The organism is Dyadobacter sp. 32, assembly GCF_902506755.1.
Taxonomy (GTDB): Bacteria; Bacteroidota; Bacteroidia; order Cytophagales; family Spirosomataceae; genus Dyadobacter.
The window spans coordinates 6,060,100-6,072,270 of record NZ_LR735258.1 but is presented as its reverse complement, the minus strand read 5'-3'; the positions used below and the strand labels follow the sequence as shown (position 1 = coordinate 6,072,270).

Annotated in this window: 12 protein-coding genes; 1 reads left to right on the top strand and 11 read right to left on the bottom strand. The window is 44.2% G+C overall.

Features of this window, described 5'->3' with window-relative positions; translation table 11 throughout:
* Positions 1–11 precede the first annotated feature (11 nt).
* The 10 genes from DYADSP32_RS24865 to DYADSP32_RS24820 form a co-directional block, all read right to left on the bottom strand.
* Positions 12–1,412 carry a tetratricopeptide repeat protein gene (locus DYADSP32_RS24865; RefSeq protein ID WP_149240232.1) on the bottom strand — a complete coding sequence of 467 codons (1,401 nt, stop codon included), beginning with the start codon at positions 1,410–1,412 and terminating at the stop codon, positions 12–14.
* Positions 1,413–1,589: 177 nt separating this feature from the next.
* The gene (locus tag DYADSP32_RS24860) at positions 1,590–2,588 is read right to left on the bottom strand and encodes an NAD-dependent epimerase/dehydratase family protein (RefSeq protein ID WP_149240233.1); all 999 of its coding nucleotides are present in this window, start codon (positions 2,586–2,588) and stop codon (positions 1,590–1,592) included.
* A gap of 70 nt (positions 2,589–2,658) precedes the next feature.
* Entirely contained in the window at positions 2,659–3,348 is a 690-nt protein-coding gene (locus DYADSP32_RS24855; RefSeq protein WP_149240234.1) for an outer membrane beta-barrel protein, read from the bottom strand.
* A 182-nt stretch (positions 3,349–3,530) separates the two neighbouring features.
* Positions 3,531–3,953 carry a DM13 domain-containing protein gene (locus DYADSP32_RS24850; RefSeq protein ID WP_149240235.1) on the bottom strand — a complete coding sequence of 141 codons (423 nt, stop codon included), beginning with the start codon at positions 3,951–3,953 and terminating at the stop codon, positions 3,531–3,533.
* A 23-nt stretch (positions 3,954–3,976) separates the two neighbouring features.
* Positions 3,977–4,714 (bottom strand): hypothetical protein, encoded by a 738-nt coding sequence (locus DYADSP32_RS24845; protein WP_149240236.1) that lies wholly within the window; start codon positions 4,712–4,714, stop codon positions 3,977–3,979.
* 51 nt (positions 4,715–4,765) lie between these two features.
* Entirely contained in the window at positions 4,766–5,182 is a 417-nt protein-coding gene (locus tag DYADSP32_RS24840) for a DoxX family protein (RefSeq protein WP_149244681.1), read from the bottom strand.
* A 92-nt stretch (positions 5,183–5,274) separates the two neighbouring features.
* Positions 5,275–5,718, bottom strand: coding sequence for a YHS domain-containing (seleno)protein (locus DYADSP32_RS24835; protein ID WP_414618037.1), 444 nt, complete (start codon positions 5,716–5,718; stop codon positions 5,275–5,277).
* Positions 5,719–5,748: 30 nt separating this feature from the next.
* Positions 5,749–6,210 (bottom strand): YHS domain-containing (seleno)protein, encoded by a 462-nt coding sequence (locus tag DYADSP32_RS24830; RefSeq protein ID WP_149240237.1) that lies wholly within the window; start codon positions 6,208–6,210, stop codon positions 5,749–5,751.
* A 9-nt stretch (positions 6,211–6,219) separates the two neighbouring features.
* Positions 6,220–6,765 (bottom strand): YceI family protein, encoded by a 546-nt coding sequence (locus tag DYADSP32_RS24825; protein ID WP_149240238.1) that lies wholly within the window; start codon positions 6,763–6,765, stop codon positions 6,220–6,222.
* A gap of 39 nt (positions 6,766–6,804) precedes the next feature.
* Positions 6,805–7,308 (bottom strand): hypothetical protein, encoded by a 504-nt coding sequence (locus DYADSP32_RS24820; RefSeq protein WP_149240239.1) that lies wholly within the window; start codon positions 7,306–7,308, stop codon positions 6,805–6,807.
* A 352-nt stretch (positions 7,309–7,660) separates the two neighbouring features.
* On the opposite strand from DYADSP32_RS24820, the gene DYADSP32_RS24815 reads away from it, so the two are divergent.
* Entirely contained in the window at positions 7,661–11,506 is a 3,846-nt protein-coding gene (locus tag DYADSP32_RS24815) for an ATP-binding protein (RefSeq protein WP_149240240.1), read from the top strand.
* 48 nt (positions 11,507–11,554) lie between these two features.
* On the opposite strand, the gene DYADSP32_RS24810 is transcribed toward DYADSP32_RS24815, so the two are convergent.
* Entirely contained in the window at positions 11,555–12,169 is a 615-nt protein-coding gene (locus DYADSP32_RS24810; RefSeq protein WP_414618036.1) for a LysE family transporter, read from the bottom strand.
* Positions 12,170–12,171: the final 2 nt, after the last annotated feature.

The following is a 12,171-nucleotide window of genomic DNA, read 5'->3' as shown; positions in this document are numbered from 1 at the left end:
ATTTATTATTTCTATCTATACTGCTCTATTATTTTAAAAAGCGCCTTTTGTTTTTCAAGGTCGGGGAAGAAATCAAAAAGCTGAACATGTGCATCGTAGTCGAGGGTGAGCCCCGTCTCCAGATTCAGCAGTGCCTCGCGGTAATCCCCTGAATGAATCTGATAAACCGCCATCCGATAGTAAAGATCGGCTTCCTCCGGCATTTCATCGATGGCCGCATGTAACAAATCGCAGGCTCTGGTATAATTGCCCTGGTCAAAAAGCACATGCGACCATTTCAACCAGATATCAGGATTCGAAGGCTCAATCTCTGCCGCTTTCTCAAATGCTTCAAACGCGGATATGACATTGCCTACACGAAACTCTGTTTCGGCCAACGCAAGCCAATAATCGGGATTTAATTCTGTGATCTGAATTGCCTTCCTGATAAAGCCAACGGCTTCATACCACCTGCCTAGTTCACTAAAACAAATTCCCAATCCATACCACCCATCATCCCATTGTGGGTCCAGCTTAACAGTTTGCCGGTAGTATTTGATGGCAACCTCGAACTCCTGTGTTTTTTCATAACAGGTGGCCAGACAGCAACAGGTTTCGGGCTGTTCTCCCTCCAACTCAATGGCCCTCAGGTACTGAACCTTGGCATCCTCGAACTTTTCCAGATTCATGTATGAATTGCCCAACTGGAAGAAGGCTGATGCGAAATCATCCTTTATCAAAGTGGCATATTCGTATGCATTCACCGCATCCTCGTAACGTTCAAGCTTGCTGTATGCTATGCCCAGATTGTACCATGCATGCTCGGAAAATGGATCACGATCGACCAACTCATTGTAATAACCCAGATGGCTTTCCAGTTGCCCCACCATATCAAGACAGTGGGCGAGTTCGTAAAGCGCATTTTCATTATTCAGATTGGTTTTGAGCGACCGCTTGTAACTCTTGATCGCATCATCGTATTTACCCCAATTCTGATAAGTTTGCCCTATTTGAAAATGAATTTCATCCTTGTCTTCTACACGCTGAAGCAAATTTTCCAGTATTTCGATGGCTTCTTCAAACTCCCCCATCATATTGGAAATTCCCACCTGCATAAACGATATTTCAATATCGCCGGGATGGAAAAGTGCTGCACGCTCCAATACTTCCATCGCCAGGTCATGCTCTCCTCTGTTGGCATGAAGCTGCACCTTATTCAACAGCAGATCAAGCGAGTAAGGAAAATCCACCAGTCCTCTTTCACATGCCTGAAACGCTTTTTCCCATTCGCCTTTTTCTATATAATGAACTGTAACTTTTTCGTAGGTGTCCAAATCGAAAAACGCCTGCTCACTGGTCTTCATCATCCGTTCGAACCTGAGCAACGTTTCTTTCATGTAATCCTTTCTTTCCCCGAAATTTTTCTCCATCATTTGGATCAGTAGGTTAGATTGAGGCAAAAGCACCCGGCTATTTAATATAGTGTAAACGTTGTAACCTAAGTGCCAGCGCAAAACATTATATTCTAACGAAGGTACAAACGCCGGCACTTTAGAGGCAACTTACCCGACTAAATAATGAAAGAAAGTTAAAAAATAATTCCCCGATAATCAAATCCCGGCAGTCAAACTTTCACATACACGCGCTATCGTTTTGTCAATTGGTTGAAAGTTAAAACCTAACGTACTTTTTATTTTACTGTTGTCGTAACTAATCCTGCGCGCCCCTGATTGTGCCGTTTCTTTTGTGATGAGCGGCTTGGTTCCCATCAGCCAGGTCCGCACCGCTTCAATACGCCATATTATTGCGGCCAGTCCACTTCCCACCCGAAATGAAGGTCTTCTTTTGCGCATTTGATCTGCTATGGCATTGAACAGATCCTGATAGGAAATACTACCCGCATTCAACAAAAAGCGCTCGGCCGAAATATCAGAAAGTATCAATTGATGTACGATTTCCGCAACGTCCAACACGTCCACATAGTTGGCCATACCGGTTGTATAAAACGGTTTCTGCTGATATACATAGCGGAAGATCTGCGTGCTGCTCTTGGTCCAGTCACCTTCGCCAAGCACCAATGTGGGGTTCACAATCACGGCATTCAACCCTTCGGCAATTCCACGCCACACTTCAAGCTCTGCGAGATACTTGGATTTAGCGTATTCGGAGTTCTCGGGAGAGTCTTCCCACCGCTGCGATTCGTCCAGTACAGTATCCTGTCCAGGAACAATTTTTCGTGGATCGGGCCTGCCTAGTGCGGCAATACTGCTGACATGACAAAGTTTGGTAATGCCGGATTTCAGGGAAACATTAACCACATTCGCCGTTCCCTCCCGGTTTACCTTGTACATCATATCCCGGTAGCGCGGAACAAAAGAAACCACCGCAGCGGTATGAATTACATAATCCATGTCCCGCATGGCGTTTTCCAGCGAACTGATATCCAGAATGTCTCCTTCAACCCAATGGATTTCACTTTCTATATCCCTCAGCAGACTGCGATCGGAACCTGTCCGGAAAAGCGCCGAAACCTGGTGATTAGCGGCAAGGCATCTTCGGGCAACTGCACTTCCTACTAAACCTGTGGCTCCGGTGATTAGGATTTTCATGTAAATCGAGGCAATTAGTACCGCCCAAAGTTCGACCTTAAAGTTGGGAAGGACAACAGTTGCAGGGCTATTAAAAAGTTATTCCTGAAATTATTTGAAAGGTTGGCGTTTTTAAATTAGTGTAGTTTGCTGCATCCATCACAAGTTGCTTTGACCCGAAAGTCCCAAAACCTTCATTGATTCTAAGGCTTATCGGTATCGCAATTTTCGAAAGATTTACCTCCGCCCCGGCGCCAACAATTACCCCTACTCGATCTTGAGTGGTTTGCGGATGTAAGTCTATATTTACATTTCTTTCAGAACATCTTGCTATACCGCACAAATATCCGGTTTCTTTCAATCCTAGCCCCGTTCTGAAACGAAAATTAGGGCCTGCTTCCAAAAAAGGCCGAATCAATCCCTTTCCTAAAGTGTATCGAACCAAAAAAGGTAGATTAATCGATTGCGCCTTCCACTTGGTTACTATATGCAACGAGCTTTGTGGGCTCCCGGATTCACTAGCTCGTTGAAAGTGATTAAACTGTGGCTGAAAATGAATTGATAAACCGGTTAAATTTTCCGTAAAGTTATATTGAGTATTAAGGCCGGCAACTATTCCTGACGTAGTCTTCCATTCATCAGCGGCAAACATTTTTCCATAGGGCTGGTACCCAAAGAGTGCTCCATAGCTCCATTTTTTAATGTCAATTTTTTTCTGGGCCGATACAAACGTGCACAATGGCAAGTAGAAGATCACAAATAGAATTTGGGTCTTTATCATAGATAACAAGCATGTTAAGTTACGATTGTAAGACCCTAAAAGTACTGGATGGTTGGAAATACATCAATCCTCAACTAAAAGAACCCTTCGCTGCTAAGTAAGGAGGTGCTATACATATATTGAGCAATAGTCAACCTTGCGAAAGTAACCATCCGTCATCTGCAAAAAGCGAATTCTTATTTTCATTCCCCCAAAAGCGCCGACCCAAACAGGTGATTGTACTGCTGACAGTGGATCAGGGCATATTTGTATTTTGTAAAATCGGGCATTCCGGTTATCGGATACACCTGTGTGCCGCTCACTGATTTCAGCAATCCAAGATCAATGAAATCTTTTGGTGTAGCTTCCTTCGACAAATAAACATGCAGGTCCGGACCATTGTTGGTTTTAAAATCGTCAAGAACGAGACTGTGCTTTCCGTCATTTGTTATGATTTTGGCCGAACCGGACACCGTTTCTCCGCCTATACCCATAAATTTCCCTTTCACATTCACTACCGCCAGGCTGTCGACACGCTCCATCAGAGGTTCAACAGGCGTATTTTCCTCTCTTTTGCAGCCAACGATAACTAGCGTAATGAACAAGATGCATGTTAGATTTTTCATAATGATTGGTTTAAATGATGTGATTAAAATTGATAGGAAACACCGAGGCCAAAATTATTTGCCTTGTTTCTGAACCGGTCTATTTCTGATCCGTCAGGTGCGATTTGCCGGACTGTTCCGGCTGTGTATTCAGTAAACAGAAATTGGTAAATCGCCCGAATGCCCCATTTCTGGTTTATTTTATATTTCAGAAAAAACTCCGAATTAAGCGAACCTTTGTCGTGATCGCCCGTGAGGAGCAGGTTAAATGCAGTAGGTTTCGAATCCGGGTCGGTACTGGTTTTGCCATTGCTTTGAAAAACCGAAGAAGATCTCCTTCCAAAAGATGCTCCGATCAGGTCAATATTGAATCCAGCACTTATTTTGGAATTGAAGTTATAACCCAGGTTGATGGTGACATTCAGTGCATTCACGAATGGACGCTGGACGGTAAGTGTGTCCCAGTTTTCTGTTTTTTGTCCTGCAAAAAAAATCAGAAACGGTGTGTTGAAGGAACGTGTCAGACTTGCGGGTCCTGCTGTGGTGTAAATCAATTTTGAACCTGCCGCACTGGTAAGCCTTGCGCCAAAGCCTGCTTCAATTTTTCGTTTCTTTCCGATACGCCAGTTGTAAACGTAAGAGAATGCGCCCGTTCCCTGTGATTTTCCAATCGTTCCAGCCAGGTCGATAAACTGGTTAATTTTAGGATTTTCTATTTGCTGCGCCTGTGCAGTGCCAGCAGTGGCCAGAACGCATAGTAGGACAATTACTTTTGTTTTCATAAGTTTCAGGTTAATGGAAAGTAAACCTTAAAGTGCTTCTATGATATTGAATTAGCTTCTAAACCCTTTGCCGGTCAATTTTTTGAAAAAGAATAGCAGTCGGTTCTTTTCAAAAACCAGGAGCAAAATGCAGCATACAAAAACGATCAGTGCATAGATGAAAAGCTGGCCTTGATCACCTTGCACCTCAATACCAAGAATCGTAAGATGGGAGATCAGCGCGCCTGAAATCACGCCCAGCGCAATAATTGCGCCAATTCCAGTTGTAAAAGGAATAAGTATCAGGATCGCGGCGATTAGCTCAACAACGCCCGATCCGATCCTTCCCCAAGGTTCTATTCCTAATTTTGAGAAAATGTAAACGGATTCTTCTGCTGCTGTAAACTTAAAAAACAACGTTTGAAGCAAGATAACCGCCGGAACTATACGCAGTACCCAGAACAGGAATTTGTTGGGTTTGTTTGACATAAGGTAGGTTTTTTGAGATTGAAGATGATGATCCGAACCATTTACACGTGATTTCTGAAAGCCAACAGCCAGAAGCTGACTGCTAACTGTTTTCAAGGTTTGTCCTTAATTTCTACCCAGTTTTTATCCGCTTTTTCAATGTATCCAACCTGATCTTTATTCCAGATTTGCTGTACTTTTTTGTTGTAATTGAAATAAAGCTTCTTGTCTTTTACGGTCCAGGTGTCGGTTTCAGTCGGTGCTTTGTGGCCGTCTGCTGTGCCATACGCGCAGTAACCGCCGTATTGGGGCGCATATTTTTCAGGCTCCTTTTTGAACATATCCAAATTTTCCTGGTTGGTAAAAAGCCAGTTCGTGTCTTTCCAGTGGTAAATAAATTTTTCGCTGCCTTTTGTCGCTCTGGCATTCGTATGGAACGCAACGACATCATATCCCCTGATGGCCGTACCGTCTTTTTCAAAGATTTCTGATTTTTGCGCAAATGCAGCTGTGAGACTGAACATGAGGATAAGAGAAACAAAAACGATTTTTTTCATGATCATGAATTGAAAGAAAAGTAAAAAGGTTTATTGGGTTATTTTAGTCCAGTTGGCATCTGCTTTCCTTTTTAAACTGGACTCATCTTTGTTCCAGGTTTTCAGTGTATTGTTGAAATATTTGTTGTAAAAAAGGTAGAGTTTACCGTTTAGTATTTTAAATGTTTCAGGGTCAACCTCAACTTTTTCGCCGCTTGCACCCATGGCATACGCGCACCATCCGCCATATTGGGGTTTGTATTTTGCAGGATCCGCTTTGAACAGATCCCGGTTTTTGGCCGATGAAAAATAATAGGTTATTCCTCCGTCCGAAGCCAAGAATGATTTATTCCCCTCAACGGCCTTGCCCGCGATAAAATAGGCCACCGGATCATAACCATCGAGGACAAGGCCCGACTTGGAGATATTACCCTGTTTTTTAGCAACATCCTGGGCGTAAATTCCGGATACTGAGATCATGATCAGGAGAAGAACAGTTATTGACTTTTTCATGGTATTTGTTTAATTTTCGGATAATGAAGGTGATAAATGCAGGTCAAAATTCAGCTTCACTTTTTCTGACATGCCAAGTGTGTTGCCGCCAAACTTCCAGTCTTTCCGGTTAATTTCAGCTGTCCCTTTCACGTTGGCATTGGCGCCCGTTTTAAGAAAAGTAAAAGGTATTTTTATGCTCCTGGTGACTGTTTTGAGCGTCAGATCGAAGGTGCCCACATAACCGGAAGTTGTCCTTTCAACTTTTGTTGATTTCATGCTGATTTTTGGAAATTTAGCAACTTCGAAAAACTGATCTTTCTCTTTCAAATGCCGGTCTCTCAGATTGTTATCTGTAAAAATCGTGGCGGCGTCAACGCTCCCGGCGATGGTTGCGGTTTCGGGATGAAGCGGATCGAAAATCACAGTCCCCTTGAATCCTTTAAAAGTACCCTTCACATCTGCCCCAAACATGCTGGCCAGAAAGTAAATATCGGCAGACTGAACATGCCAGGTCTGGGCTTGCAGCAGGTTTGGAGCAAAAATGCAGGCGGTAAATAATAAGTATTTGATCATCGTTCAGGTTGGTTTTATCGGTTTTGGCAGCGATTCAACTCAGGCCGTTTGTTTGTGTTTCACGGTTGAGTAGGCTATTCCAAAATTTCCGGGCAGGGAAACATGTCTGAAATCAATTTTCACCGCAATCGCCATAATGGCCATGTGGTGCACGGCATGTTCCACATTATAAAGCAGCTCTCTGTAAAATGTGGTGGTGATCCTGATATCCTTGCTGGCATCAGATGAGTAGGAGGCTTCCAGTTTCAGTACCATATCGTCTTTCATCATACGCATGTGTACGATGAGTTCCTTCATTTTGGAGATGGCCTGGCTGGGATCATTTTCAAGTTCCAGGTTGCGCTCTCGTTCGTCATAATTAATTCTCCCGGTGATACCTGCCCGAATTGCCAGATCATAGAATTCAAGAATATGACGTAAATGCCGCCCCACCGAGTTTGCCGAAAGCAGGTCAAGGGATCTGGTGTATTCTTCCTTTGAAAATTGTTTTGTCATATCCATAAGCTGACTTAAAATTTCTATGGAAACATCTTGTAATTTCATAGCTTGATGTAGGTTTTTGACTGGCGTTCTTTGATACTCATTGTTCAAAGGATGTGCCATCCTGACCGGAGGTGTGAAATGTGCCCGTTATACGTTTACAGCGCACTATTTGACCAATTTCAGGATTTATGCCGAAGTGCCTTATTCACGATATTTCGTAACCTTCCTGCTTTTTCGTAAAAAGTAGTCATTGCGTTTTATGGTCACCGTATACTATTTTAAATGAAAAATACCCCCTGTGCAGGTCTCTGTAGGCAATAATGCAAAAGGTTGATTTTAAGAAACGGACGGGAACAGATATTGAAGAAATTGGAGATAACCATTACAGCAATTAATTCGTCGAGGCGGGCTTATGAAAATATTTTTGAAATGTTTTTTTGTATGTATTTTCTCGTTAACTGGCCTTTGGTCGACGGTTTCGGCGCAGGGTGTGGGGACGCCATTGATACAGCATTTTAGTCCAAAACAGTACCAGGCGCACCCTGAAAACTGGGCCATTGAACAGGATCAGCGCGGTATTCTTTACATAGGAAATCAAAGTGGCGTGCTGGAATTCGACGGGAGCAGCTGGAAACTGATTGAAGTGCCTGGCACCGCCGTCAAAGCGTTGGCAGTTGGCCGGGATGGACACGTTTATCTGGGAACCGCAACCGATTTCGGTTATCTGCTTTCCCGGCCAGGCGGACAACTTCAATACGTCTCTCTGAGCAGTTTGTTACCGGTTCCGGAACGAAGTATTTTGCCAATAAATAACGTTTTCAGTGACTCAACGGGTGTTTATTTTTGCACACCAAAAAAGATATATCATTATCAGGACAGCAAAAAACTGAAAATACACACAGCCACTAACCGTTTTTTATCGGCGAATTTTATTCGGAATACCCTTTATGTGCAACAGGCATCCGGCGAGCTCATGCAGTTGGCAGGGAGTACGCTGAAACCTGCACCGAATGGCGGTCAGTTTGTCGGTTTAAATCTTAGGGCATTGTTAGAATTTTCAGAAAACCGTCTCGTAGCGGTCACGGAAAAAAATGGTTTGTTTGTCTATTCCCCATACGGCCTTTCGAAGAAATTGCAGCCTTTGAAAACATCGTCAGACAACTGGCTGAAAAGTGCAGGAATTACCGGGGCGATATGCTCTTATAACAAAGAATCGAAATCTTACCTGTTTTTTATCTCAAGTCAGCTGGGTGGCATCCGCATTCTGAATGACGACGGCGCTGAACAAATGCGACTTGATGCGGGAACCGGATTCAACCAAAACAGCATCGCCTCTTTGTATCTGGATAAGCAGCTTTCTCTGTGGGCGATGACGGGCAGCGGTATATGCCAGATCGGTTACAATTTACCCGTAAGCCGGTTTGGTGCCAGTCAGAATATCCATTCCACTGTGTGGAGTATCACCCGCCATGAGGGCCGGCTTTATGTCGGGACAGGCATCGGTCTGCTAGGCTGGAATAATCTAGAAAAGGGCTTTGAGCCCGTGGCGGACATCAGGTCAGCATGCAGGACCTTGCTGTCGGACGGCACAGACCTTTATGCCGGTACGTCGGAAAGTATTTTCAGGATCAAAAAAAATAAAATCGTGCAGGTTTTACCAACCGGCGGAGAGTCGGTTTATGCGTTGTTGCAACCGAAATTGCACCCGGAATTCCTTTTTGCTGCGCTTTCGAATGGTGTGTTTTTGTACCGGATGAAGAACAATTTGTGGGTTTCTGTTGGCCGGATCAGGGAATTGAATGCGGATTGCCGTTCGCTGGCTGAGGATCCGGAAGGTATGGTTTGGGTGGGAACCAACAAGAATGGTTTTTACAGACTGGATTTAAAAGACGGTATCAAACCGGATCTTACACACAAAAAATTGGGAGCCGGGCTCCATGACCTCTCCTGGAACTATGTGTTCCCTACGGCCAAAGCACCCAGATTTACATCGAAAAACCATCTTTATGAATTCAACCGGCAAAAGGGTGAATTTGTAGAAATACCCGGCCTCAAAAGTGTGTTTCGGGATTCGGCCAACAGTGCGCCTTATTTTGTAGAGGACAGTGCCCGAAACTGGTGGTTTGCAAACCCGCTTGGGATACTGCGTCAGATGCCCGATGGAAAAACGGAGTGGGACAGCCTGAGCCTGATGCCTATTCAAAGAAAAGGTTACAGTATTTATCCCGAAAAAACGGGAATTGTCTGGGTTGGGAATGACGAAGGTTTGTACCGGTACGACGGAATCCAGATGGCCATGCACCCTTCTTATCCGGTATTGATCCGTGAGGTTAGGCTACTGTTAAATGACTCACTACTAAATATCTCTGGCCAGAATCTTAACCATGCATCCATACTAAAAACACCTTTGGCTTACAATTTTCGCGATATATCATTTCGTTTTGCCGCTACGAGTTATGTGGGAGAAACTGGAAATGAGTTTCGCTATAAGCTAATCGGAGAGGGCGTCATGGCGACCGACCTGGAATGGTCGCGCTGGTCTAAAGAGAGCTGGAAAGATTATACCAATTTACCAGCGGGACATTATGTTTTTCATGTTATGGCCCGGAATCCTTACCGCGAGCTAAGCCAGGAAACGAGTTTTACCTTTGACATTCGGGAACCATGGTATCGAACCTGGTGGGCCTATTTATTGTATTCATTGATTGCGGTCCTGCTTGTCTGGTTGGTAATCTGGCTGTATACGCGACGGTTAAAAAATGAAAAAAACAAGCTTGAAAATCTGGTGGATAGCCGTACTGCCGAGGTGGTAATGCAAAAAGAAGAACTTGTGGAACAGGCCGCCCGTTTGCAGCTAGCCAAAGAAACCGCCGAACGAGCCAACCATGCCAAAAGTGAATTTCTGGCCAATATGAGTCATGAATTACGGACACCACTGAATGGAATTTTAGGTTTTGCACAGGTACTTCAGCGTGAGCCAACATTGACAACAGGCCAGGAAAAAGGGTTGGCCGTCATCAGGAAAAGTGGTGAACATTTATTGAACCTGATCAATGAAGTGCTGGATATTTCAAAAATTGAGGCACAGCGACTTGAAATCCAAAATGCAGCATTTAGTCTTCATGGGCTGCTGGATGATACAGCGAGCCTTTTTCAATCCCGGGCAGAAGAAAAAGGACTTACCTTTTGCATGGTAGCCGATCAGAATTTACCCGCGGTTGTAGTGGGTGATGAAAAGCGGATCGTCCAGGTGCTCAATAACTTACTTGGAAATGCCATTAAATTTACTGAAAAGGGATCGGTTACTTTCCGGGTTGCTTGCGAGGTAATGCAGGCCGGGTTATATAAAGTTAAATTTGAGGTAACCGATACTGGTATCGGCATTTCGGAAGAATTTCTGAGTGAGATTTTCCTGCCCTTTCACCAGGTAAAAGACCGTCGTTTGTTTTCTGAGGGTACTGGACTTGGCCTGGCCATTGCGAATAATCTGGTCGGGCTGATGCATGGAACGCTGAGCGTGACAAGTGAGGTGGGACGGGGGAGTGTTTTTAACCTCGAACTGTTACTCAGGCAAGTTGATGCGGAGTCGGCAGCTGCTTTGTCGGAACAAAGGATTACGGGATATGCCGGTACAAAAAAGACGGTGTTGGTCGCGGATGATCATGCAGAAAACCGTCAGATTGAGAATGAATTGTTGACGTCACTGGGTTTTCTGGTATTGGAAGCGTCTGACGGAAAAGTAGCTGTAGAGCTGGCATTGACCGCCATTCCCGACCTCGTGATTATGGACCTGGTGATGCCGAACCTGAATGGTTTTGAAGCAGTAGCCAGAATGAAGGAAAGCCAGTCGTTGTCAAACACAAAGATGATCGCTTGCTCAGCCAATGTTTTTGAACAAAATCAACAACGAAGCTTAAATGAAGGTTTTGATGAATTTGTATCCAAACCCATCAACGTCACGGCCCTGTTGTGCTCCATCGGGAAGTTGCTGAACCTGGAATGGACCTATGCAAACCAGTTTCAATTGAAGGATACCGAAGAAAAATCTCCTGAAACAATCAACGAACTCCCACCACTTCCCGAGTTGGAAATGTTGCAGGAATACGCATTGAAAGGGGACATTCAGGGAATTCTGGATTCATTGGATCAGATAGAACTTCGGTATCCGGAGTCAATTGCCTTTGTGAAACAGTTGCGTAAATGGGCGGGGGAATTTGATATGGGGAAAATTCGCGGGTTTTTAGATGAATCGATGTAATACTTTTGCAAGTAATATATCATGGTTGTAATATTAAAACCCCTTCAATCACCTCCAAAGCGAAACAAACTGACACACGGCAAGAAAAATAAAAAGAAATCCGATCATCCGATCCATACGATGCTGGTGGGAGGTGACACAGTTCGTTAGAAAACGGCTGCCGTAAATGAATGGCAATAACCCGGCAATGGTGCCGAGAGAAATGCCAAATACATATAGAAGGATCAGTTCATTTTCCTCAATTCCTATCAACCCCTTGCTCTGCAATAGTGTCGTGTACAATATCCAGAAGGGAAAAGCAACGACATTGAGGATACTCAACAGGGCTCCAAGGTAAAATGAGGAAATCGGTTTCTGTTTGCTACTTGCCAGACCATTTCGTTTATGTATGTAATAGATGCCCATCCCAAGTAATGTGATGGTCGCAACGACCTCTGTTACAGCTCTGAGAGCGGGGAAATCCATGATGGATTTAGTTAATTGCACCGAAATATAACTGTAAATAAATTCAACCAGCGCACAGGCGAGAGCAAAACGAAAAGCCGCATGGATTCCTTTTTTTAGCGAAACGTCCATAATCGTGATATTCAGTACGCCCAGGGGAAGTGTGCCTAAAAAGCTCACAGCCAATCCTATAAAAAAGTTTAAATACAGCGTTGGCATTG

What these genes read in the sequence shown, in the direction of transcription:
- DYADSP32_RS24865 (WP_149240232.1), bottom strand. Translation starts at nt 1,412, where the DNA reads ATGATGGAGAAAAATTTCGGGGAAAGAAAGGATTACATGAAAGAAACG.
- DYADSP32_RS24860 (WP_149240233.1), bottom strand. Translation starts at nt 2,588, where the DNA reads ATGAAAATCCTAATCACCGGAGCCACAGGTTTAGTAGGAAGTGCAGTT.
- DYADSP32_RS24855 (WP_149240234.1), bottom strand. Translation starts at nt 3,348, where the DNA reads ATGATAAAGACCCAAATTCTATTTGTGATCTTCTACTTGCCATTGTGC.
- DYADSP32_RS24850 (WP_149240235.1), bottom strand. Translation starts at nt 3,953, where the DNA reads ATGAAAAATCTAACATGCATCTTGTTCATTACGCTAGTTATCGTTGGC.
- DYADSP32_RS24845 (WP_149240236.1), bottom strand. Translation starts at nt 4,714, where the DNA reads ATGAAAACAAAAGTAATTGTCCTACTATGCGTTCTGGCCACTGCTGGC.
- DYADSP32_RS24840 (WP_149244681.1), bottom strand. Translation starts at nt 5,182, where the DNA reads ATGTCAAACAAACCCAACAAATTCCTGTTCTGGGTACTGCGTATAGTT.
- DYADSP32_RS24835 (WP_414618037.1), bottom strand. Translation starts at nt 5,718, where the DNA reads ATGAAAAAAATCGTTTTTGTTTCTCTTATCCTCATGTTCAGTCTCACA.
- DYADSP32_RS24830 (WP_149240237.1), bottom strand. Translation starts at nt 6,210, where the DNA reads ATGAAAAAGTCAATAACTGTTCTTCTCCTGATCATGATCTCAGTATCC.
- DYADSP32_RS24825 (WP_149240238.1), bottom strand. Translation starts at nt 6,765, where the DNA reads ATGATCAAATACTTATTATTTACCGCCTGCATTTTTGCTCCAAACCTG.
- DYADSP32_RS24820 (WP_149240239.1), bottom strand. Translation starts at nt 7,308, where the DNA reads ATGAAATTACAAGATGTTTCCATAGAAATTTTAAGTCAGCTTATGGAT.
- DYADSP32_RS24815 (WP_149240240.1), top strand. Translation starts at nt 7,661, where the DNA reads ATGAAAATATTTTTGAAATGTTTTTTTGTATGTATTTTCTCGTTAACT.
- DYADSP32_RS24810 (WP_414618036.1), bottom strand. Translation starts at nt 12,169, where the DNA reads ATGCCAACGCTGTATTTAAACTTTTTTATAGGATTGGCTGTGAGCTTT.